This is a genomic window from Chromobacterium sp. FG22 (assembly GCF_057809415.1).
This window is the reverse complement of sequence record NZ_JBMDJX010000001.1, coordinates 80502-100489: the sequence shown is the minus strand read 5'-3', so window position 1 is coordinate 100489 and position 19988 is coordinate 80502. Positions and strand designations below refer to the sequence as shown.

Sequence of the window (19988 nt, the reverse complement as noted above, 5' to 3'; positions counted from 1 at the left end):
GGCCTCAACACATATTGCCGTAGTCACGGTTGTTCTCGAAGGGCACGTTCTGCACCTCGCTCATGTGCTCGGGCAGGTCCATCTGGTCCAGGCCCTTGCCGTTTTGCACCATCGGGAACACGTTCTCGGACTGGTCGGTACGGAAATCCAGGAACACCAGCCGCTCCTTCAGCTTCTGGCTGAACGCCTCCTTCAATACCGGCTCCACGTCGGCGGGGTCTTCCACCTTGAAGCCGATATGGCCGTAAGCCTCGGCGATTTTGACGAAGTCCGGCAAGGCGTCCATATAGGATTCGGAATAGCGCGTGCCGTAGAAGAACTGCTGCCACTGGCGCACCATGCCTAGGTAGCGGTTGTTCAGCGCCAGCACCTTCACCGGGGTGTGGTACTGCTTGCAGGTGGACAGTTCCTGGATGTTCATCTGGATCGAGCCCTCGCCGGTGATGCAGGCGACGGTGGCGTCCGGATTGGCCAGTTGCGCGCCCATTGCCGCCGGCAGGCCGAAGCCCATGGTGCCGAGTCCGCCGGAGTTCAGCCACTGCTTGGGATTGTCGAACTTGTAGTACTGCGCCGCCCACATCTGGTGCTGGCCCACGTCGGATGTGACGATGGCCTTGCCGCCGGTGATTTCGTACAGCTTCTCCACCACGTACTGAGGCTTGATCAGCTCGGTGGACGGGGTGTACAGCAAACAGTTGTGGCCGCGCCATTCCTCAATCTGCTTCCACCAGCCGGCCAGGGCTTGAGCGTCCGGCTTCTGGCCGGATTGCTTCAAGAGGTCCAGCATGTCTTTCAGCACATGCTTGACGTCGCCGACGATGGGGATGTCCGCCTTCACCCGCTTGGAGATGGAGGACGGATCCACGTCGATGTGGATGATCTTCTTCGGCTGGCTGAGGAAGTGCGAGGGCACGCTGATCACGCGGTCGTCGAAACGCGCGCCTATGGCCACCAGCACATCGCAGTACTGCATCGCCATATTGGCTTCATAAGTGCCGTGCATGCCCAGCATGCCGAGGAACTGCGGATCGGAACCCGGATAGGCGCCCAGGCCCATCAGGGTGTTGGTACACGGCAAGCCCAGCGATTTGACCAGCTCGGTCACTTCGCCGGCGGCATTGCCCTGCACCGCGCCGCCGCCCACGTAAATAAAGGGGCGCTTGGCTTCCAACAGCAGGTTCACCGCTTTCTTGATCTGCCCCGGGTGGCCGCGGGTAGCCGGCACGTAGGAGCGGATATGCACGCTTTCCGGGTATTGGAATTCCGTGCGCTGCTGGGTGATGTCCTTGGGGATGTCAACCACCACCGGACCGGGACGACCGGTCTTGGCGATGTAGAACGCCTTTTTGATGGTGGCGGCTATTTCATTGACGTCCTTGACCAGGAAGTTGTGCTTCACGCACGGGCGGGTGATGCCCACCATGTCCACTTCCTGGAAGGCGTCCAGGCCGATGGCCGGAGACGGCACCTGGCCGGACAGCACCACCATGGGGATGGAGTCCATATAGGCGGTGGCAATGCCGGTCACGGCATTGGTCGCGCCGGGGCCGGAGGTGACCAGGGCCACGCCCACCTTGTCGCTGGAACGGGAGTAGGCATCGGCGGCATGCACCGCCGCCTGCTCATGCCTGACCAGCACATGTTTGAATTTGTCCTGCCGGAAAATGGCATCGTAGATTTCCAGCACCGCGCCGCCGGGGTAGCCGAAAACAAATTCGACACCTTCTTCCTGCAGGCAGCGGACAACCGCTTCCGCGCCCGATATCTGCATATCGCCTCTTGTCTTTGCGTTAGTTTCATCCCGTATCGGACGACCTTAGCGTATTGCTTTGAAACCGGTCAAGTGCTTTTGTGCAGGTGCAATATGCGTCTAAGCCTCGGTAAATTCAGGAAAAAAATCAGGCTTGGCCGAATCGGCGGCGCTCTGCTACCATCTTCTGTTGGCATCAACTCAAACTCTCATCCGATGGCTAGCCGCGAGGAAATGGCCGACTTCCTGGAGTCGGCGGAGAAACGCGCTTTCAAGCAGGCGTGGTATGCGGTCCAGAACGAAGACAGCGCATTGGATATCGTGCAGGACTCGATGATGAAACTGGCGGATCGCTATCCGCACGCCCCGGCGGCGGAACTGCCGCTGATCTTCCAGCGCATCCTGCAAAACACCATCCGCGATTTCTACCGCCGCAGCAAGGCGCGCCGTTTCGTCAGCACGCTGCTGTCTTCGCTGATTCCCGCCCGCGAGGAGGAGGACGGCCCGGACCCGCTGGAAGTGCTGGACGTGGCCGCGGACGAGGCGCACAGCAACCCCGAGCTGTGGTGCGCGCGCAAGGAAACCGCCGTGTTGATCGAGGCCTCGCTGCAGTTGCTGCCCGCCCGTCAACGCGAGGCCTTTTTGCTGCGTTATTGGGAGGGTCTGGATGTCGCCGCCACCGCGCGCGTGATGGGCTGCTCGGAAGGCAGCGTGAAAACGCATTGCTCGCGCGCCAATCACACGCTGGCCGCCATCCTCGCGCAAAAGGGAGTGACGCTATGAAACCTTCCAATCCCCTGCCCGGCCATGTGTCCCGCGTGCTGGATCACGCCAGCGGGGATCTCGACCCCGCGCTGGAACGCAAGCTGCGCCAGGCGCGCGAACGCGCGCTGAGCCGCTTCGACGCCCATTCCCCCGGCGCCGCGCCCCCGCGCGAGCGGCTGGGCCTGTGGGCTCAACGCCATGTGTTGTCGCTCCGCCGCGGCGGCCTGGCCTTGGGCTTCGCGCTGTTGACCGGCGCCGGCATGATGCTGGCCGAAGACCTGCTGCTGGAGGAAGAAGCGGTGGACGCCGCGCTGCTGGCGCAGGATCTGCCCTTCGAAGCCTTGCTGGAACCGCATTTCAGCCGAGGCCTGCATGAATAGCGGCCGCCGCCTGCTGCTTGCCCTGTGCCTGAGCGGGCTGCTGGCGCCGGCGGCCAAGGCCAGCCCGCCGGCCAACCCCAGCTGGGCGCAGTTGAGCGCGGAACAGCAACAGGTGCTGGCGCCGCTGGCCACGGAATGGGACCGCTACGCGCCGTATAAAAAGCAGAATCTGCTGGCCATCGTGCCGTCCTTCCAACAGCTGCCGGAGGCCCAGCGCCAGCGCGTGCAACAGAAGCTGAAAGCCTGGTCCGAATTGAGCCAGCAGCAGCGCGACGAAATCCGCGCCAACTGGAAAGCCTTGCAGCAGATGCCGCCCGAACAACGCCGGCAGGCCATCCAGCGCCTGCAACAACAACATAAAGCCCAAGATGCCTCCCGCTGACGCCCCCGCCCTGACTCCTCCGACACTGAAACGCAGCCTGGCCAGCCTGTTCTACGAATTGCTGCTGGTCGCCGCGCTCTTGCTCACCGTCACCGCGGCGCTGACGCCGTTGCAAACGCTGATCGGCCAGGGGCCGCTGTTCAAGGCCCTGCTGAAAGGTGTGCTCGCCGTCGCGCTATTCGGCTACTTCGGCTATTGCTGGGTGCGCAGCGGCCAGACCGTGGCGATGAAGACCTGGCGCATCAAGCTGGTCAACGCCCGCGGCGGCGGCATTGTCTGGAAGCAGGCGGCGGCGCGCTACCTGATCGGCCTGACCTTGTTCGTCGGCATGCCGGCGGTGTCCTACCTCGGCTGGGCCAATGCCTACGGCCACCAGCCGCAGGCGCTGTGGCTGGCGCTGAGCTGGTGCCTGGTGCCCTTCCTGGCCAAGTTCTACGACCGCGACAAACTCTTCCTGCACGACAGACTGGCCGGCACCCGGCAGATCGTGCTGCCCAAGCCGCCGCATCCGGGCAAGAAGCGGCGCGGCGAGCCCACGCCGGGCTGACTAAGCCCGCGCCAGCAAAGGCTCTGTCTCGGCGAACTCCGCCAGAACGTCCAGCAAGACCCGCACCCGCGCCGGCGGATAACGCCGTTGCGGCCATACCGCATACACCGGCTGCGCCGGCATTTCCCAGCCGGCCAAGACCTGCCGCAAGCCGCCTTCCGCCAACTGACGGTGGCACAGGCTATGGGGACAGACGGCAATGCCGACGCCGGCCTCGGCCAAGCGGCGCGGCAGCAGCATATCGTTGACCCGCAGCCGCGGCGGCGGCAACTCCCATTCCGCGCCGTCGTCCCGGCGCCGCAAATGCCAGCGCTCGAACGGCTCCGCCACCAGCAAGGCGTGACGCGCCAGCGCCTCCGGCGTCCGCGGCTCGCCTTGCGCCGCCAGATAGGCCGGCGCGGCCACCAGCAAAGTGCGCACCCAGCCCAGCCGTCTTTGGTTCAAGCTGGAGTCCGGCTGCTCCCCTACCCGCAAGGCCAGGTCCGCCATGCCGCTGAGCAGGTCGTCGATGGCGTTGTTCAGATGCAGCTCCAAGCGCAAGTCAGGATAGTCTCTAAGCATCCGCCGCCACACCGGCACCAGGACGTCGTTGCCCAGGCTCAGCGGCGACAGCACCCGCAGCACGCCCTTGACCTGGTGCAGCGAATCGGCCAGCGACGCGGCGGTCTGGCTCAGCGATTGCAGCAAGGGCCGGCATTGCTCGTAGTACTGCCCGCCTTCCGCCGTCAGCTCCATCCGCCTCGCGCTGCGGTGCAGCAGGCGACAGCCCAACTCCCGCTCCAGCGCCTGCAAGCGCCGCGACAGGGTGGCGGTGGGCACGCCCAGCCGCCGAGCGGCGGCATTCAGGCTGCCGGCGTCGACAATGCTCACGAACAACTGCAGATCATCCAGCATGATTTCATTTTTGGAATTTGAATTCGATATTTTAAGTCTATTTACATAAATGATTTTTGCCTAGACTGGCCTTGCAGCTCGCCGCTGCGACTCTCTCTCTTGAAAGGAATTGCCATGTCTCTGCGCCTGCCCTACACCCAACTGTCCCCCGCCGCCTACCAAGGGCTGGCCAGCGTCAAAGCCAGCCTGCAGCACAGCAGCCTGGGCCTGCCCTTGATCGAGCTGGTTTACCTGCGCGTATCCCAGATCAACGGCTGCGCCTTCTGCCTGAAAATGCACGCGTCGGCCCTGCGCGCCAGGGGGGAAAGCAATGAACGCATCGATTCTCTGGCCGGCTGGCGCGTCAGCGAGTTGTACAGCGCCCGCGAGCGCGCGGCGCTGGAATGGGCTGAATCGCTGACCGACATCGCCGTCACCCAGGCGCCGGACCAGCACTATCTGCCCTTGCAGGAACACTTCAGCCCGGAAGAAGTGGCGGACCTGAGCTTCGCCATCGCCCTGATGAACGCCTTCAACCGGCTGGCGGTCAGCATGCGTCAGTAAGCGCGCTTCCCGCTGGTGCGGGTGATGACTGAAGACTATTCTTTCACGTGAAGATAAACTAACTTCAAGCCGTGCTAATCTCTGCGCCCGGTAGTCATCCAGTTGTCACCCACACATCAGGAACCGTCAGTGATGCAACAAGCACCAGACCAGATTGACCGTATCGTGGCCCTGTGGCGCGAGGTTCGCCCGGACTTGGACCCGTCCTCCACCGAAGTGGTCGGCCGCATTGTGCGAATGGAGTACTTCGTCACCCGCCGCGTACTGCACGATTTGGCGCGCCACAATCTGAATGTCGGCGAATTCGACGTGTTGGCCGCGCTGCGCCGCGGCGGCGAGCCGTTCCAGCTGTCCCCCAATCAACTGCAAGGCATGGTGCTGATTTCCTCCGGCGCGCTGACCAACCGCATCAATCGTCTGGAAGAAGCCGGCCTGGTGACCCGCTCGCCGGACCCGGGCGACCGCCGCGGCGTGATCGTGACGCTGACGCCCAAGGGCTTCGAGGTGATCGAGGACGCCGTCGGCAACCATCTGTCGGCCGAGGCCGAGTTGATCGAGATGCTGGACGCGGAAGAACGCGCCACGCTGGCGCGCTTGCTGAAAAAGATGCTGCAAACCCAGGAGGATTGAAATGCGCGCGCCCTCCTGTAGCCTGCCGCGCTGAGCGGACAAAAAAACCGGCCTGGATTCCAGAGCCGGTTTTTTTTTGCATCCGCGCTTCAGCGCAGCAGCGGCGGCGCGGCGCCCGCCGCCGCCGTTTTCACCGGCAGCGGCGCCACCCAGTGCCAGCGGCCTTTCCAGGCCCCCATCACCAGATTGGGATACTCGGCGCGGCCCAGGCTGCCGTTGTAGCGGCCCAGCGCGCGGAACAGATTGCCGCGCTCGATATCCAGGTAGTAACGCAGAATGGTGCAGCCGTAGCGCAGATTAGTGGTGAGATCGAACAGATTGTGCTGCGCATTGCCTATGCTGCGCACCCAGAACGGCATCACCTGCATCAGCCCGCGCGCGCCGGCGCCGGAGATCGCGTACTTGTTGAAGCCGCTTTCCACTTGGATCAGGCCCAGCACCAGCTGCGGGTCCAGGCCGGCGCGGGTGGCCTCGTAATGGATGGCGGTGAGCAGACGCTCGCGCGTCCATTTATCCGGAATCCGCTTGGCCAGCCGGCTGGACATCTCTCCCAGCCAGGCGTCGGCCTCGCGCTGGTCGTCGAACACCAGCCGCGGCGCGTTGGCGTCCGACACCGAACGGCGCATGGTGGAAGCGACGTTGGCGGCCAGCGCCTCTTCCTTCTGCGCGCCGGCCCACGCCGGCATCGCTGCCAGCGCGGCCAACAATACGACGATGCCGGATCGGATCATAAGACGGTCACAGCCCCAGTTTGGCTAGCACTTGTTCCAGCATAGCATCGGCGGCCAGCGCGCTGGCCTCCGCGTCGCGACGGTGCTGGTACTCGACCTTGCCTTCCTTCAGGCCGCGGTCGCCGATGGTGACGCGATGCGGCGCGCCGATCAGTTCCCAATCGGCGAACATCGCGCCCGGGCGCTCGCCGCGGTCGTCCAGGATCACGTCCACGCCCTTGGCCAGCAGGCCTTGGTACAAGGCGTCGGCGGCGGCCTTCACCTCGGCGGAACGGTCATAGCCCACCGGGCAGATCACCAGGGCGAACGGCGCGATGGCGTCCGGCCAGATCATGCCCTTGTCGTCGAAGTTCTGCTCGATCGCCGCGCCCAGAATGCGGGTGACGCCGATGCCGTAGCAGCCCATCTCGAACGGCTTGGGCTTGCCGTCCTCGTCCAGGAAGGTGGCGTTCATCGCTTCCGAGTACTTGGTGCCCAGATAGAACACATGGCCCACTTCAATGCCGCGCTGGATCGCCAGCTCGCCCTTGCCGTCCGGCGAGGCGTCGCCGGCCACCACATTGCGGATGTCCATCACTTCCGGCTCCGCGCAATCGCGGCCGAAGTTGACGCCGGTGTAGTGCTGATCGTCCTCGTTGGCGCCGGTAATCATGTCGGCCATCTTGGCGACGGTGCGGTCGGCGATGACGCGGCCCTTGAAGCCCACCGGGCCCAGCGAGCCGGGATTGGCGCCGAAGGCGGCCTTGATCGCGGCCGGCGAGGCGAAAGTCAGCGGCTTCTTGATGCCGGCGATCTTCTCCGCCTTGACTTCGTTCAGCTCGTGGTCGCCGCGCACCAGCAACAGCACCGGCTGATCTTCGTCGCCGTCCACCACCACCGCCTTGACGGTCTGCTTGACGTCCACGTTCAGGAAGCCCACCAGATCGGCGATGGTCTTGACCTTGGGCGTGTGCGCCTTGGCCATGGCCGCGCCGGCGGCCGCGCGTTCGCCGGCCGGGGCCACGGCTTCGGCCAGTTCGATGTTGGCGGCGTAGTCGGAACCCGGGCAGTAGACGATGGCGTCCTCGCCGGTGTCGGCGATCACCTGGAATTCATGCGAGCGGTCGCCGCCGATCGCGCCGGTGTCTGCGGCGACGGCGCGGTAGCTCAGGCCCAGGCGGTCGAAGATGCGGCAGTAGGCGGCGTACATATTGTCGTAGCTGACGCCGGCGGCGTCGGCGCTGCGGTCGAAGGAGTAGGCGTCCTTCATGGTGAACTCGCGGCCGCGCATCACGCCGAAGCGCGGACGGCGCTCGTCGCGGAACTTGGTCTGGATCTGGAAGAAGTTCTTCGGCAGCGCGCGGTAGCTGCGCAGCTCGTTGCGCGCGATGTCGGTGATCAGCTCCTCGGCGGTGGGCTGCAAGGCGAAATCGCGCTCATGGCGGTCCTTGAAGCGCAGCAACTCCTCGCCCATCTTGTCCCAGCGGCCGGTTTCCTGCCACAGGCCGGCCGGTTGCACCACCGGCAGGCTGACTTCGATTGCGCCGGCGCGATTCATCTCTTCGCGCACGATGTTTTCCACCTTGCGCACGCTGCGCAGGCCCATCGGCATCCAGGAGTAAATGCCGGCGGCCACTTTGCGGATGAAGCCGGCGCGCATCATCAGTTTCTGGCTGGCGATGTCGGCGTCGGCGGGGGCTTCCTTCAGGGTGGAAATGAAAAACTGCGATGCGCGCATGATGCGTCCTTGGCAATACGGTGTAATTGAGGGCTTGATTGTAGCGTTTGCCGCGCCTCGCGGCCAAGCCTTGCGCCGGCATCGCCGATTTGCGCTATAAAGATGCGTGTCCCGCCCCCCGCCGGCTACCCCAGATGCGGCCGCCGCGCAAGCAGACAGCCCGGACTCTGTCGTTTTACGAGAACACATCTCGGCTCTTGCGCGGCCTTTGCTTGGCTTACCCAGACCTCTGGAGTAATCTGCGCGCTCAAGAACCACCGATATTGCTGTGCAGCAATATACGGTGACGAACAATTCCATTGGATGCTTATGCAGGATCACAACAAACAGGCCATGGCTGGCCTGACCCTGGCCGCCTTGGGCGTGGTATACGGCGACATCGGCACCAGCCCGCTGTATACCCTGCGCGAATGCTTCACCGGCCAGGGCATCCCCACCACTCCGGAAAACATCTTCGGCATCTTGTCGCTGATCTTCTGGTCGCTGATTTTCGTGGTTTCCATCAAATACGTGGCCTTCGTGCTGCGCGCCGACAACCGCGGCGAAGGCGGCATCATGGCGCTGATGGCGCTGGCCCGTCATTACACCACTCACGCCGCGCGCTGGAAGATCGTGCTGCTGGGCTTGTTCGGCGCGGCGCTGTTCTACGGCGACGCCATCATCACCCCGGCGGTGTCGGTCTTGTCCGCCGCCGAGGGCATGGAGCTGATTTCCCCGGCGATGGAAAGCTATGTGCTGCCGATGGCCATCGGCGTGCTGACCGGCCTGTTCCTGCTGCAACGCTTCGGCACCGCCAGCGTCGGCCTGCTGTTCGGCCCCATCATGCTGGTCTGGTTCTCCGTGCTGGGTCTGCTCGGCTTGCACCAGATCGTTCAAGCGCCGCAAGTGCTGCAGGCGCTCAATCCCTACCACGCGCTGCACTTCATCGGCCACAACGGCTGGGGCTCCTTCCTGACCCTGGGCTCGGTGGTGCTGGCGCTGACCGGCGCCGAGGCGCTGTACGCCGACATGGGCCATTTCGGCAGCTCGCCGATCCGCCGCGCCTGGTTCAGCCTGGTGCTGCCCGGCCTGGCGCTGAATTATTTCGGCCAGGGCGCGCTGCTGATGCAAAACCCGGCGGCGATCAAGAATCCCTTCTTCCTGCTGGCGCCGGACTGGGCGCTGCTGCCGCTGATCGTGATGGCGACGCTGGCCACGGTGATCGCGTCGCAGGCGGTGATTTCCGGCGCCTACTCGCTGACCCGCCAGGCCATCCAGCTGGGTTACTGCCCGCGGCTGGAAGTGCAGCACACCTCGGAAAAAGAGATCGGCCAGATCTATATGCCCTTCATCAACTGGGCGCTGCTGATCGCGGTGATGGTGGTGGTGCTGACCTTCAAGACTTCGTCCAGCCTGGCCGCCGCCTACGGCATCGCCGTCACCGGCACCATGCTGATCACCACCTGCCTGTTCTTCGTGGTGGCCCGGGTCAACTGGCGCTGGCCGCTGCCGCTGGCGCTGGGCGTCACCCTGATGTTCGCCACCATAGACCTGGGCTTCTTCAGCGCCAACATCCATAAAGTGGCCGACGGCGGCTGGCTGCCGCTGGTGCTGGGCATGGTGATCTTCACCCTGATGAGCACCTGGAAGCAGGGCCGCGAGCTGCTGTTCACGCGCCTGCGCGACCAGGCGCTGCCGCTGGACAGCTTCATCGAGAACCTGGAAGCCTATCCGCCGACGCGGGTGCAAGGCACCGCGGTGTTCCTGACCAGCACCTTGCACGGCGTGCCGCACGCGCTGCTGCACAATCTCAAGCACAACAAGGTGCTGCACGAGCGGGTGGTGTTGATGACGGTGCGCACCGAAGACGTGCCCTACGTGGCGGAAGAGGACAGACTGGAGATCGTGCAGATGTCGGCTTCGTTCTGGCGCGTGGTGGCCCGCTACGGCTTCAAGGAAGACCCGAACGTGCTGCAGGTGCTGGAAGACTGCACCGCCCAGGGCCTGGCCTTCGAGCTGATGGACACGTCCTTCTTCCTGTCGCGGGAAACCATCGTGTCCACCGAGCGTCCGGGCATGTCGCGCCTGCGCGAAAAGCTGTTCGTGTGGATGAGCAAGAACGCGATGCGCGCCACCGACTTCTTCCAGGTGCCGACCAACCGGGTGGTGGAGCTGGGCGCGCAAGTCGAGCTGTAAGCCCTCCCGCCCCGCTCCCAAGCCGGACCGGCCCTGCCTGTCCGGCTTTTTCGCGCCTGACTCTAGCGTTGCAGGCCGCTGTCCGCCTCCGCCCGCGCCCAATCGAAGAACGGGCCGGGATCGGTCTTGCGCCCCGGCGCGATGTGCTCGTGGCCGATGACGGCGCCAAGCGGCAGCTTGCTCCGCAATGCCCGCGCCAGCGCTTGCAGCGTGCGGTATTGCGCCTCGCTGAACGGCTCGAAATCGCAGCCTTCCAACTCCACGCCGATGGAAAAATCGTTGCAGCGCTCACGCCCCCGCCAGCTGGACACGCCGGCATGCCAGGCGCGCCGCGTCACCGGCACGAACTGCTGCAGCTCGCCGGACCGACGAATGAAGAAATGGGACGACACCCGCAGGTGCTGGATTTCGGCGTAGAACGGATGCTCGTCAGGATTCAGCCGGTTCTGGAACAGCTGTTCCACGCCCAAGCCGCCGTAGCGATACGGCGGCAGGCTGATGTTGTGGATCACCAGCAGTTCCGGCGCCATGCCCTCGCCGCGTTCATCGTGATTGGGCGAGGGCAGCCGGCGCGCGCCGTCCAGCCAGCCGTCTTCCAATAATTGCAAAGCAGGCGGCGGGGCCGGCTGATAATTCAAACGCCACAACATCAAGCCGTCCGGCGTGGACCAGCGCTGCTCGGCGACGAAACCGGCCTTGCGGTACAAGGACAACGCGGCGATATTGACCTCGGCGGTGTCCACGCTGACCTCGCCCTCGCCCACCAGCGCCCGGTTCAGCAGGCGATAGCCCCAGCCGGCGCGCAGCTGTTGCGGATCCACCACCACTCTTTCGATATGCAGACCGCCGTCCTCGCGGCGCGAGGCCACCAGCAGGCCGCGCAGGCTCTCGCCCTCGAACGCGCCCCAGACCGCGTCGGCGCAGGCCCGCGCCGCGGACAGATCGGCCCACAGCACGGGCAGGTGCGGATAGGACAGCCACTCCGCCTCCAGACGGTGGGCGGCCAGTTGCAGATCCAAGGCGCGCGCGGCCAGCGCGGCGTCCCTCAAATCCAGGCTTTTCACTTCAAACGGGGCTTGCATTCACTCTCCCTGCGCGCGTAACCGATGCAACAATCCGGTAACTGGAACAGTCCAATATCGCACTTGTTTTCTGAGGCCCTACGCGGTATCAAGAACAACCGGGGCGGACAAGCCTTCATCCTGCATTCTACCGCTCCCGCCCGGCGGAAGGCTCGCCTTGCTTGAGCCGAATCATGGCCGCGGCCCGTTCCATGCCGCAGAATGCAGGCCGTCACCCATCACAGGAGAACGCCCATGCTGACGCTGGACTCTCTGAGCAACGCCGCCGCGCCCAGCTTCGAACAGCCGCTGGAAATGCTGCAAGCCTGTCACGACAAGATTCGCCGCTTCTGCGAGCAATTGGATCAACTGCCCGCCTACATCGAGCAACACGGCGTCAACGAGGCCGCCCGCAATACGATAGACGGCGTGGTCCGCTACTTCGATCTGGCCGGCCCCGCCCATCACAGCGACGAGGAGGACGAGCTGTTCCCGCTGATTCTGGCGCGGGTGCCCACCGCCGCCGCCCGACTGGAGCAACTGAGCGCCGAACACGGCTATCTGCACTCCTGCTGGAACGCGATCCGCGACGATCTGCTGGCGCTGCGCGACGGCAAGATCCACCGTATCAGCCGCAACGAGCTGGAGGAGTTCGCCCGCCAGTACCGCGAACACGCCGCTGCAGAGGAAAGCTGGCTGTTCCCCACCGCCGCCTCCGCCATCAGCGCCGAGGAAATGAGCGCCGCCGGGCAGCGCATGGCGGCGCGCCGGACGCAGCAGGCCGCCTGAACGACGGCCGCTCCAGGCCGCACGCGCAAAAAAGGCTGACCGCGCTGGTCAGCCTTTTTATCTTTCCGCACTCAGAACCTGTTTACGATCTGCTGCGCGTTGTGGAGCGTTACACGGTGAGTACCCCTTCGAAATGCTCATGTACCGTGTGTACACTCCGCTTTCTCAGCTGTTTTCGCCTTGTCTCACCTTAGCTCGCGAGATCGTAAACACGTTCTCAGAGCTGGTTTACACTCTCAGGCGGTCAGCTTCAGCAACTGCTCGAACGCGTCCTCAAACAGCTTCAAGCCATCCTGTTGCAGCTTCTCGCCGGCGGCGGCCAGATCCACGCCGGCCGCGCCCACCGCGTGCAACAGGGTTTGCGCGTCGTCCATGCCTTCCAGCAGCGTCAACGCGGCCTGGCCGTGATCGCGGAAGGCCGCCAGCGTGCCGTCCGGCACGGTGTTGACGGTTTCGTCGCCGATCAGGCTTTCCACGTAGAGCACGTCGGAGTAAGCGGCGTTCTTGGTGCCGGTCGACGCCCACAGCAGATATTGCGGACGCGCGCCGGCGGCTTTCAGCGCGACGAACTCGGCGCCGTGGAAACGTTCGCGGTAGCGGGCGTAAGCGGCCTTGGACAACGCGATGGCCACCTTGCCCTGATGGGCCGCGCCCACTTGCGGATCCAGCAGGCTGTCGACGCGGGACAGGAAGAAGCTGGCCACCGCCTTGACCCCGGACACATCCTTGCCGTCTGCGCGACGGGCGGACAGGCCGGCGATGTAGGCGTCCCACACCGCTTCCACTTGCGGCAGCGAGAACAGCAGGGTGATGTTGACGTTGACGCCTTCGCGCGTCAGCGTCTGGAAGGCGCGGATGCCGGCGGCGGTGGCCGGGATCTTGATCATGGCGTTGGGGCGGGCGATTTCCGCCCACAGGCGGCGCGCCGCGGCCAAGGTGCCGGCCTCGTCGTTGGACAGCTCCGGCGACACTTCCAGGCTGACATAGCCGTCGTTGCCCTGGCTGGCGTCGTACTGGCCGCGCAGCAGATCGCAGGCGGCCTGGATGTCCGGCACCACCAGCGCTTCGTAACGCGCCTCGGCCGACAGGCCGGCGTCCGCTTTCAGGCGGGCCAGATCGGCCTGGTAGCTGGCGTCGCCGCTGATCGCCTTGTAGAAGATCGCCGGATTGGAGGTCACGCCGGCAATGCCGTCGTCGGCCAGCAGACGCGCCAGTTCGCCGGAGGCGATCAGTTCGCGGGACAGATTGTCCAGCCAGATGCGCTGGCCGAAGGGGCGGATGGATTGCAGTCGATTCATGGTGGAACGATCCAGAATAAAGTCAGGGCGAACCCGGCGTCGCCGAGCCGGCCGGTGGCTACCACGCCATAGAGCCTGTTCAGAGTCTCGCGCACAAGGGCGAGACAAGACGAAAACAGCCGAGGAAGCGGAATGCACATACGGTACATGAGCATTTCGAAGCGGGTTTCTAACGCCGTATCGCCGAAGCGCAGCAGACTTTGAACAGGTTCTAAAATCGGCGGGCTAAAACGGACATCCTAACCCGCTTGGAGCGGCGCGCCAAGAGCGCCGACCCAAGCTTGCAAGAATACGCCGCATGCGGCCCCGCGGCGCGGCGCTCAGGCCGCTTGCGAGCCGCTGCGGCGGTCGCGCGGGAACACCGCGGAGAACACGCTGCCCTTGTCCGGTTCGCTGCGGATCTCCAGCCGCGCATGGTGGCGCGCCAGCACATGCTTGACGATGGCGAGCCCCAGGCCGGTGCCGCCGCTGCCGCGCGAACGGCCGCGGTCCACCCGGTAGAAACGCTCGGTCAGCCGCGGGATATGCTCGCGCGGGATGCCGATGCCGGTATCCGCCACCGAGAAACGCAGCTGCTCGCCCTCCTCCTTCCAGCTCAGGGTGATGCAGCCGCCCTCCGGCGTGTAGCGCACCGCGTTGGACACCAGGTTGCCGAAGGCCGAGTGCAGCTCCTGCTGGCTGCCCCACAGCCAGGCGTCGCTGTGCCGGTCCAGCTTGACCTGATGACGGCCGTGGGACAGGCCCTCGGCCTCCACCATCAGCGTGTCCAGCATGTCCTGCATGTCCACCCGCTCCGACACCGTCGCCTTGGGGCTGTTCTCCAGCTTGGACAGGGTCAGCAGGTCCTCGACCAGGCTTTGCATGCGCCGCGACTGCTCCATCATCATCGGCAGAAACTGGCGGAAGGTGGCGTCGTCCACCTGCGGCATGTCTCCCAGCGTCTCCAGAAAGCCGCCCACCACGGTCAGCGGCGTGCGCAGCTCGTGCGAGACGTTGGCGACGAAATCCTTGTGCACGGTCTGCACCCGCTCCAACTGGGTGATGTCGCGGGTCAGCAGCAGCTTGCGGGTGGAATCGAAGGGCACCATCTGCAGCGAGATCACCAGTTCGCGCGGCTGCACGAAGTTGAGCACCAGCGGCTGGCTGAAGCGCGCCTCGTTCATATAGGCGTGAAAGGCCGGTTGGCGGATCAGATTGAGAATCTGGTTGCCGACATCGCGTTTGCGGTCCAGACCCAGATGCTCCACCGCCATCGGGTTGATCCATTCGATGCGGTCGTGCTCGTCCAGCACCACCACCCCGTCCGGCATCGCCTCCCCGGCGTTGATGAAGCGCTCCAGCGCGTGGGTGAGCTTTTTCTGGCTCTGGCTCTGGGTGCGGGTGGTGCGGTACAGCGTCATGAAGATGGTGTGCCAGACGCCGAAACCGTCAGGCACCCGCTCCGGAGTCGGCCGTTGCAGCCAACGCAGCAGCAGCGCCACATGGTAGAGATTGAAGGCCAGCCAGCCGCCCAGGCAGATAGCCACCGCGATCAGTCCGTCTTCCGCCGACGAGCCCAGCCAGAAGCCGAGGCCGATGACGGCGGTCGCCAGCAGCGAGGCCAGCGTGCGTTTCAGAAATTCAGGCATCAGGCCTCACTGCTGGGTGGAAAAGCGATAACCGGTGCCGCGCACGGTCTGGATCAGCGTGTCGTGCCCGGTGCCCTCCAGCGCGCTGCGCAGCCGGCGGATATGCACGTCCACGGTGCGCTCTTCCACGAACACATGGTCGCCCCACACTTGGTCCAGCAGTTGGGAGCGCGAATGCACGCGCTCGGGGTGGGTCATGAAGAAGTGCAGCAGGCGGAATTCGGTGGGGCCCAGATCGATGACGCCGCCGTTGCCGGTGACGCGGTGGGTGACCGGGTCCAGCCGCAGGCCTTGCACATCCACCGCGTCGTCGGTCATCTGCGGCGCGCGGCGGCGCAACACCGCCTTGATGCGCGCCAGCAGCTCGCGCGGCGAGAAGGGCTTGGTGATGTAGTCGTCGGCGCCGGTTTCCAGGCCGGTGATCTTGTCCTGCTCGTCCGAGCGCGCGGTCAGCATGATGATGGGCACATGGCGGGTGCGCTCGTCGGCGCGCAGGCGCTTGGCGATGTCCACGCCGCTGGCGCCCGGCAGCATCCAGTCCAGCAGCACCAGGTCAGGCAGCGCGTTGCGCACCAGCGTCAGCGCCGCTTCGGCGGTGCTGGCCCGCAGCACATGGTGGCCGGCCTGCGCCAGGTTGAAGGCAATCAGCTCCTGGATTGCCGGTTCGTCTTCAACAAGCAAGATATTGGCTGGCATGGTTGATCCATTCCCGTTTGAGTGTGTGGCAAGGATAAAAACGGGTGATTACAAAAATATGACATTTCGTCAAACTTTCCCACTTTGGCGCAGATTATTTTAACGCGCCAGCCGTAGACGCCTCAGCAAGCCAAAAAAAACGGGCCTGTTGCTGTGAACAGGCCCGGAATGGTCGTCGTCAATACAGATTTGATCTGACTAGAGACCAGGGACAAAGAGATCACCAGGACAGTTTCAAATGAGAGCGTTTTGGGACAATTCTCATCCGCAACGGATCTGGACAGGCGGGCCGCGGGACAGTGCGGCCAACCCTGATACGGCCAGCATTTTACGTAGCAAACAGGCGTTTTGATCAGATGGTTGATTGGATTTTCAGCCATTACGCCTTTTTTTATAAGTTTATTTCGTCATATTTCCTTATAATCGAAGAATGGATAAATTTGATAGAAAAATCATCGCCGCACTGCACGAAAACGCCCGAATCAGCTTCGCGGAACTGGCCCGGCGGGTGAATCTGTCGCCGCCGGCGGTGGCGGACCGGGTGAGCAAACTGGAGCGCGGAGGCGTGATCACCGGCTACCGCGCCACCATCGATCCCAACAAGGTGGGCATGCCCATCTGCTGCATGATAGAGCTGACGGTCAAGCATCTGGAGTACTTCGCGGTGATAGAGGAAATCCGCACCATGCCGGAGATCATCGAATGCATGTCGGTGACCGGCACCAGCGGACTGATGATGAAAGTGGTGGTGGACAATATGCCCACGCTGCAGGCCTTGATCGCGCGGCTGATGCAGTTTGGCGACACCAAGACCTCGATCGTGATCGAGGTGCCGGTGCCGCCGCGGCTGCCGGATCTGCAGCAGGATGAATAAACCGGCGCCGTCCCAAGCGCCCGCTCCTGGCGCCGCGCCATGAAAAACGGACAGGCAAGCCTGTCCGTTTCTTGAGCCGGAACCCCGCTGGGCGCTTACTTGGCGGCCTGCCAGGCCACCGCGGTATCGATCATGCGGTTGGAGAATCCCCATTCATTGTCGTACCAGGCCAGCACTTTGACTTCGCGGCCGCCGATGACGCGGGTCAGCGTGGCGTCGAAGGTGCTGGACGCCGGGTTGTGCAGGAAGTCGCAGGACACCAGCGGCAGGGTGTTGACGCCCAGCACGCCCTTGAGCGGGCCCTTGGCGGCGTCGCTGATCAGCTGGTTCACTTCTTCCTTGCTGGTATCGCGGCCGGCGGTGAAGGTCAGGTCCACCAGCGAGACATTGCTCACCGGCACGCGCACGGCGAAGCCGTCCAGCTTGCCCTTCAGCTGCGGCAGCACCAGGCCCACCGCGGCGGCGGCGCCGGTCTTGGTCGGGATCATGGACACGGCGGCGGAACGGGCGCGGCGCAGGTCTTTGTGATCGGTGTCCAGCAGCACTTGGTCGTTGGTGTAAGCGTGCACCGTGGTCATCAGGCCGCGCTCGATGCCGATGGTGTCGATCAGCGGCTGCACCATGGGGGCCAGACAGTTGGTGGTGCAGGAGGCGTTGGAGACAATGGTCATCGCGCTGCTCAGCTGCTGGTGGTTGACGCCGTAAACCACGGTGGCGTCCACGCCTTCGCCGCCCGGAGCGGAGATCAGCACTTTCTTGGCGCCGGCCTGCAGATGCGCGCCGGCTTTTTCGCGGGTGGTGAACAAGCCGGTGCATTCCATCACCACGTCCACGTTCAATTCTTTCCACGGCAGCTCGGCCGGGTTGCGGATGGCCAGCAGTTTGATCTTCTTGCCGTTGACCACCAGGTGATCGCCGTCCAGCGCCACGGAAGCAGCGAACGGACCGTGCACGCTGTCGTAACGGGTCAGGTGTTCATGCAGCTCCGGCGAGGCCAGATCGTTGATGGCGACAATCTCGATGTCCTGATCGGCATAGCGCTCTTGCCATGCACGCACAATCATGCGGCCGATGCGGCCGTAACCATTGATAGCAACTCGCAACGTCATGATGCATCCTCCAAGTTGAAATGGCGCAAGGTCATCTTCCCGTGCCCTGCGCCACCACTGTCCGCCTGATTCCGCTTGTAATCAACTCGCTACATAAGTAGTGGGCGAATTACCAACATCGGCAGTGCGGAAATTGCGCCCAAGCTTGCCGTGCGTCAAATTCCGCCGGGCGACGCCCGGTTCTCAAGGCCTGTCCGAGGCCCCGCGACGCGCGGCGCATGGAAGCGACGCTCAGCCTTGCAATGCGGCGGCGTAATCGCCCGCGTCGCTATTCAATACTATATGCAATAAGGTGCCGGAGAAGGCGGTGACGCCGCTGGCCCCCAGTTGTTGCAGGGCGGCCTGATCCACCAGCTCCGCGTTGGCCACTTCCACCCGCAGCCGGCTGCCGGCCACGGCTTCCACCTTGAGCACATTGGCCGCGCCGCCCAGCGCCGCCAGCCAGCGTTCGCGGTCTATGCCGACCACCGCGCCCAGGGCCTGCGCCGGCGCGGCCGTTTGGACGGCCGCCTCGGCGTCCGGGTTGCCCAGCGCGACGCGGATTTCGTCGGCGATCAGGTCCGCCTCCGGTCCCAGCACCACTTGCACGCTGCCGGCGGCCGGCTTGATCAGGCCGCGCGAACCCAGCGCCTTCAGCGCGGCTTCGCTCACCTTGTCGTTGCTGGCCACTTGCAGACGCAGACGGGTGGTGCAGGCGTCCACGGACTTCAGGTTGGCGGCGCCGCCCAGCGCGGCGATGAAGGCGCGCGCGCGGTCGCTGCCGGCGGCCACCGCCGCCACGGCCACCATCGCGTCTTCGCGGCCCGGGGTTTTCAGGTCGAACTTCTTGATGAAGAACACGAACAGCACGTAGTAGAGCGCGAAGTAGCCGATGCCCACCGGGATCAGCAACAGCGGCTTGGTGGACAGGCCGAAGTTCAGCAAGTAATCGAACAAGCCGGCGGAGAAGCCGAAGCCCAACTTGATGTTGAGCGCGTGCATCAAGGCCATGGCCAGGCCGGTCAGCACCGCGTGGATGGCGTACAGCGCCGGAGCCAGGAACATGAAGGCGAATTCCACCGGTTCGGTGACGCCGGTCAGCATCGCGGTCAGCGCCATCGAGAACAGCAGGCCGCCGACGGCTTGCTTGTTCTCAGGCTTGGCGGTGCGGTACATCGCCAGGCAGGCGGCCGGCAGGCCGAACATCATCACCGGGAAGAAGCCGGACATGAACATGCCGGCCGTCTTGTCGCCGGCGAAGAAGCGGGTCAGGTCGCCATGCACCACCTTGCCGGCGGCGGAGGCGAAATCGCCCACCTGGAACCAGACAATGGTGTTGAGGATGTGGTGCAGGCCGGTGACGATGAGCACGCGGTTGAGCACGCCGTAGGCGAAGACGCCGATCTCGCCGGCGCCGATCAACCAGCGGCCGACGCTGTCGATGCCGGTCTGCACCGGCATCCAGACATAGCCCAGCACCGCGCCCAACAAGAGCATGGAGAAGCCGGTGACGATGGGCACGAAGCGCTTGCCGCCGAAGAAGGCCAGGTAGCTGGGCAGCTTGATGTCCTTGTAGCGGTTGTACAGCGCGCCGGCCACCAGGCCGGACAGGATGCCGGACAGCACCCCCATATTGATTTTCTCGTCTATCACCTTGAGCACCGCGGTGATCACCAGATAGCCGATGGCGCCGGCCAGGCCGGAGGTGCCGTTGTTGTCCTTGGCGAAGCCCACCGCCACGCCGATGGCGAAGATCAGGGCCAGGTTGCCGAAGATGGCGTCGCCGGCCTGGGCCATCATTTTGATGTTGAGCAGGTCCGGCTGGCCCAGGCGCAGCAGCAAGCCCGCCACGGGCAGAACGGCGATCGGCAGCATCAGGGCGCGGCCCAGCTGCTGAATGCCAGCGAATTTATTGTCAGAGGTACTCACGTCTCGTCTCCCAGTGTATGGACGCCGATGGGGGCATGGCGCTCCAGGCTGCTACCTTCTTGTGTGTCTGTACCGCTCGCTGCCGCGTGTCCCCGCGGCATGCGATGACCT

19 protein-coding genes and 1 pseudogene are annotated in these 19988 nt (G+C 64.5%); 9 read left to right on the top strand and 11 right to left on the bottom strand.

Features of this window, described 5'->3' with window-relative positions:
* Positions 1 to 4: 4 nt before the first annotated feature.
* The gene (ilvB, locus tag ACODSD_RS00455) at positions 5 to 1771 is read right to left on the bottom strand and encodes a biosynthetic-type acetolactate synthase large subunit (RefSeq protein ID WP_107801000.1); all 1767 of its coding nucleotides are present in this window, start codon (positions 1769 to 1771) and stop codon (positions 5 to 7) included.
* 195 nt (positions 1772 to 1966) lie between these two features.
* Between ilvB and ACODSD_RS00450 the strand changes: the two genes are divergently transcribed.
* Genes ACODSD_RS00450 through ACODSD_RS00435 form a run of 4 tightly spaced genes read left to right on the top strand, consistent with a single transcriptional unit; the run spans position 1967 to position 3824 of the window.
* Positions 1967 to 2533, top strand: coding sequence for an RNA polymerase sigma factor (locus ACODSD_RS00450; protein WP_107801001.1), 567 nt, complete (start codon positions 1967 to 1969; stop codon positions 2531 to 2533).
* A complete protein-coding gene (locus ACODSD_RS00445) occupies positions 2530 to 2895 on the top strand; it encodes a DUF3619 family protein (RefSeq protein ID WP_488876566.1) in 366 nt (121 codons plus the stop codon). Before ACODSD_RS00450 ends, ACODSD_RS00445 begins: the two co-directional genes overlap by 4 nt.
* Positions 2888 to 3277: a DUF3106 domain-containing protein gene (locus tag ACODSD_RS00440; RefSeq protein ID WP_227105570.1), complete on the top strand. Its 390-nt coding sequence runs from the start codon at positions 2888 to 2890 to the stop codon at positions 3275 to 3277. The genes ACODSD_RS00445 and ACODSD_RS00440 overlap by 8 nt, the downstream gene beginning before the upstream one ends.
* The gene (locus tag ACODSD_RS00435; RefSeq protein WP_235085876.1) at positions 3264 to 3824 is read left to right on the top strand and encodes an RDD family protein; all 561 of its coding nucleotides are present in this window, start codon (positions 3264 to 3266) and stop codon (positions 3822 to 3824) included. The genes ACODSD_RS00440 and ACODSD_RS00435 overlap by 14 nt, the downstream gene beginning before the upstream one ends.
* Here ACODSD_RS00435 and ACODSD_RS00430 read toward each other — a convergent pair whose 3' ends face one another.
* Complete coding sequence (locus ACODSD_RS00430; RefSeq protein ID WP_107801005.1) at positions 3825 to 4718, bottom strand: LysR family transcriptional regulator; 894 nt, start codon at positions 4716 to 4718, stop codon at positions 3825 to 3827.
* A 114-nt stretch (positions 4719 to 4832) separates the two neighbouring features.
* On the opposite strand from ACODSD_RS00430, the gene ACODSD_RS00425 reads away from it, so the two are divergent.
* Together ACODSD_RS00425 and ACODSD_RS00420 are read left to right on the top strand one after the other, a co-directional pair.
* Complete coding sequence (locus tag ACODSD_RS00425) at positions 4833 to 5261, top strand: carboxymuconolactone decarboxylase family protein (RefSeq protein ID WP_107801006.1); 429 nt, start codon at positions 4833 to 4835, stop codon at positions 5259 to 5261.
* A gap of 132 nt (positions 5262 to 5393) precedes the next feature.
* Positions 5394 to 5891 carry a MarR family winged helix-turn-helix transcriptional regulator gene (locus ACODSD_RS00420; protein WP_107801007.1) on the top strand — a complete coding sequence of 166 codons (498 nt, stop codon included), beginning with the start codon at positions 5394 to 5396 and terminating at the stop codon, positions 5889 to 5891.
* A gap of 89 nt (positions 5892 to 5980) precedes the next feature.
* Here the strand turns inward: ACODSD_RS00420 and ACODSD_RS00415 are convergent, their stop codons facing one another.
* Both ACODSD_RS00415 and ACODSD_RS00410 read right to left on the bottom strand, forming a co-directional pair.
* Complete coding sequence (locus ACODSD_RS00415) at positions 5981 to 6622, bottom strand: lytic transglycosylase domain-containing protein (protein ID WP_107801008.1); 642 nt, start codon at positions 6620 to 6622, stop codon at positions 5981 to 5983.
* A gap of 7 nt (positions 6623 to 6629) precedes the next feature.
* Positions 6630 to 8339 carry a proline--tRNA ligase gene (locus ACODSD_RS00410; protein WP_107801009.1) on the bottom strand — a complete coding sequence of 570 codons (1710 nt, stop codon included), beginning with the start codon at positions 8337 to 8339 and terminating at the stop codon, positions 6630 to 6632.
* Positions 8340 to 8648: 309 nt separating this feature from the next.
* On the opposite strand from ACODSD_RS00410, the gene kup reads away from it, so the two are divergent.
* Positions 8649 to 10514, top strand: a complete 1866-nt coding sequence (gene kup / locus ACODSD_RS00405) for a low affinity potassium transporter Kup (RefSeq protein ID WP_107801010.1) — start codon at positions 8649 to 8651, stop codon at positions 10512 to 10514.
* Between the two features lie 62 nt (positions 10515 to 10576).
* On the opposite strand, the gene ampD is transcribed toward kup, so the two are convergent.
* Together ampD and ACODSD_RS00395 are read right to left on the bottom strand one after the other, a co-directional pair.
* Positions 10577 to 11164, bottom strand: coding sequence for a 1,6-anhydro-N-acetylmuramyl-L-alanine amidase AmpD (gene ampD / locus ACODSD_RS00400; RefSeq protein WP_488876676.1), 588 nt, complete (start codon positions 11162 to 11164; stop codon positions 10577 to 10579).
* Positions 11165 to 11212: 48 nt separating this feature from the next.
* Positions 11213 to 11596: pseudogene (locus tag ACODSD_RS00395) on the bottom strand (GNAT family N-acetyltransferase); the annotation flags it as partial.
* Positions 11597 to 11830: 234 nt separating this feature from the next.
* Here ACODSD_RS00395 and ACODSD_RS00390 point away from each other — a divergent pair.
* Complete coding sequence (locus ACODSD_RS00390; protein WP_253313893.1) at positions 11831 to 12364, top strand: hemerythrin domain-containing protein; 534 nt, start codon at positions 11831 to 11833, stop codon at positions 12362 to 12364.
* Between the two features lie 236 nt (positions 12365 to 12600).
* Here the strand turns inward: ACODSD_RS00390 and tal are convergent, their stop codons facing one another.
* The 3 genes from tal to phoB form a co-directional block, all read right to left on the bottom strand.
* A complete protein-coding gene (tal, locus tag ACODSD_RS00385) occupies positions 12601 to 13662 on the bottom strand; it encodes a transaldolase (RefSeq protein ID WP_488876565.1) in 1062 nt (353 codons plus the stop codon).
* 320 nt (positions 13663 to 13982) lie between these two features.
* Positions 13983 to 15290: a phosphate regulon sensor histidine kinase PhoR gene (gene phoR, locus ACODSD_RS00380; RefSeq protein WP_235085866.1), complete on the bottom strand. Its 1308-nt coding sequence runs from the start codon at positions 15288 to 15290 to the stop codon at positions 13983 to 13985.
* 6 nt (positions 15291 to 15296) lie between these two features.
* Positions 15297 to 15986 (bottom strand): phosphate regulon transcriptional regulator PhoB, encoded by a 690-nt coding sequence (gene phoB, locus ACODSD_RS00375; RefSeq protein ID WP_048412957.1) that lies wholly within the window; start codon positions 15984 to 15986, stop codon positions 15297 to 15299.
* A 430-nt stretch (positions 15987 to 16416) separates the two neighbouring features.
* Between phoB and ACODSD_RS00370 the strand changes: the two genes are divergently transcribed.
* On the top strand, positions 16417 to 16860 hold the full coding sequence (locus ACODSD_RS00370) for an Lrp/AsnC family transcriptional regulator (RefSeq protein ID WP_019100282.1): 444 nt from the start codon (positions 16417 to 16419) through the stop codon (positions 16858 to 16860).
* 95 nt (positions 16861 to 16955) lie between these two features.
* Here the strand turns inward: ACODSD_RS00370 and gap are convergent, their stop codons facing one another.
* Entirely contained in the window at positions 16956 to 17969 is a 1014-nt protein-coding gene (gene gap, locus ACODSD_RS00365; RefSeq protein ID WP_107801015.1) for a type I glyceraldehyde-3-phosphate dehydrogenase, read from the bottom strand.
* Positions 17970 to 18200: 231 nt separating this feature from the next.
* Positions 18201 to 19877, bottom strand: a complete 1677-nt coding sequence (gene nagE / locus ACODSD_RS00360) for an N-acetylglucosamine-specific PTS transporter subunit IIBC (RefSeq protein WP_488876564.1) — start codon at positions 19875 to 19877, stop codon at positions 18201 to 18203.
* Between the last annotated feature and the right edge of the window lie 111 nt (positions 19878 to 19988).

Bases quoted from the DNA above. Each gene is read 5' to 3' on its own strand.
- ampD (WP_488876676.1), bottom strand. From the start codon at position 11,164: ATGTTGTGGCGTTTGAATTATCAGCCGGCCCCGCCGCCTGCTTTGCAA.
- ilvB (WP_107801000.1), bottom strand. From the start codon at position 1,771: ATGCAGATATCGGGCGCGGAAGCGGTTGTCCGCTGCCTGCAGGAAGAA.
- phoB (WP_048412957.1), bottom strand. From the start codon at position 15,986: ATGCCAGCCAATATCTTGCTTGTTGAAGACGAACCGGCAATCCAGGAG.
- gap (WP_107801015.1), bottom strand. From the start codon at position 17,969: ATGACGTTGCGAGTTGCTATCAATGGTTACGGCCGCATCGGCCGCATG.
- kup (WP_107801010.1), top strand. From the start codon at position 8,649: ATGCAGGATCACAACAAACAGGCCATGGCTGGCCTGACCCTGGCCGCC.
- ACODSD_RS00410 (WP_107801009.1), bottom strand. From the start codon at position 8,339: ATGCGCGCATCGCAGTTTTTCATTTCCACCCTGAAGGAAGCCCCCGCC.
- phoR (WP_235085866.1), bottom strand. From the start codon at position 15,290: ATGCCTGAATTTCTGAAACGCACGCTGGCCTCGCTGCTGGCGACCGCC.
- ACODSD_RS00440 (WP_227105570.1), top strand. From the start codon at position 2,888: ATGAATAGCGGCCGCCGCCTGCTGCTTGCCCTGTGCCTGAGCGGGCTG.
- ACODSD_RS00420 (WP_107801007.1), top strand. From the start codon at position 5,394: ATGCAACAAGCACCAGACCAGATTGACCGTATCGTGGCCCTGTGGCGC.
- ACODSD_RS00425 (WP_107801006.1), top strand. From the start codon at position 4,833: ATGTCTCTGCGCCTGCCCTACACCCAACTGTCCCCCGCCGCCTACCAA.
- tal (WP_488876565.1), bottom strand. From the start codon at position 13,662: ATGAATCGACTGCAATCCATCCGCCCCTTCGGCCAGCGCATCTGGCTG.
- ACODSD_RS00370 (WP_019100282.1), top strand. From the start codon at position 16,417: ATGGATAAATTTGATAGAAAAATCATCGCCGCACTGCACGAAAACGCC.
- ACODSD_RS00435 (WP_235085876.1), top strand. From the start codon at position 3,264: ATGCCTCCCGCTGACGCCCCCGCCCTGACTCCTCCGACACTGAAACGC.
- ACODSD_RS00390 (WP_253313893.1), top strand. From the start codon at position 11,831: ATGCTGACGCTGGACTCTCTGAGCAACGCCGCCGCGCCCAGCTTCGAA.
- ACODSD_RS00430 (WP_107801005.1), bottom strand. From the start codon at position 4,718: ATGCTGGATGATCTGCAGTTGTTCGTGAGCATTGTCGACGCCGGCAGC.
- ACODSD_RS00445 (WP_488876566.1), top strand. From the start codon at position 2,530: ATGAAACCTTCCAATCCCCTGCCCGGCCATGTGTCCCGCGTGCTGGAT.
- ACODSD_RS00415 (WP_107801008.1), bottom strand. From the start codon at position 6,622: ATGATCCGATCCGGCATCGTCGTATTGTTGGCCGCGCTGGCAGCGATG.
- ACODSD_RS00450 (WP_107801001.1), top strand. From the start codon at position 1,967: ATGGCTAGCCGCGAGGAAATGGCCGACTTCCTGGAGTCGGCGGAGAAA.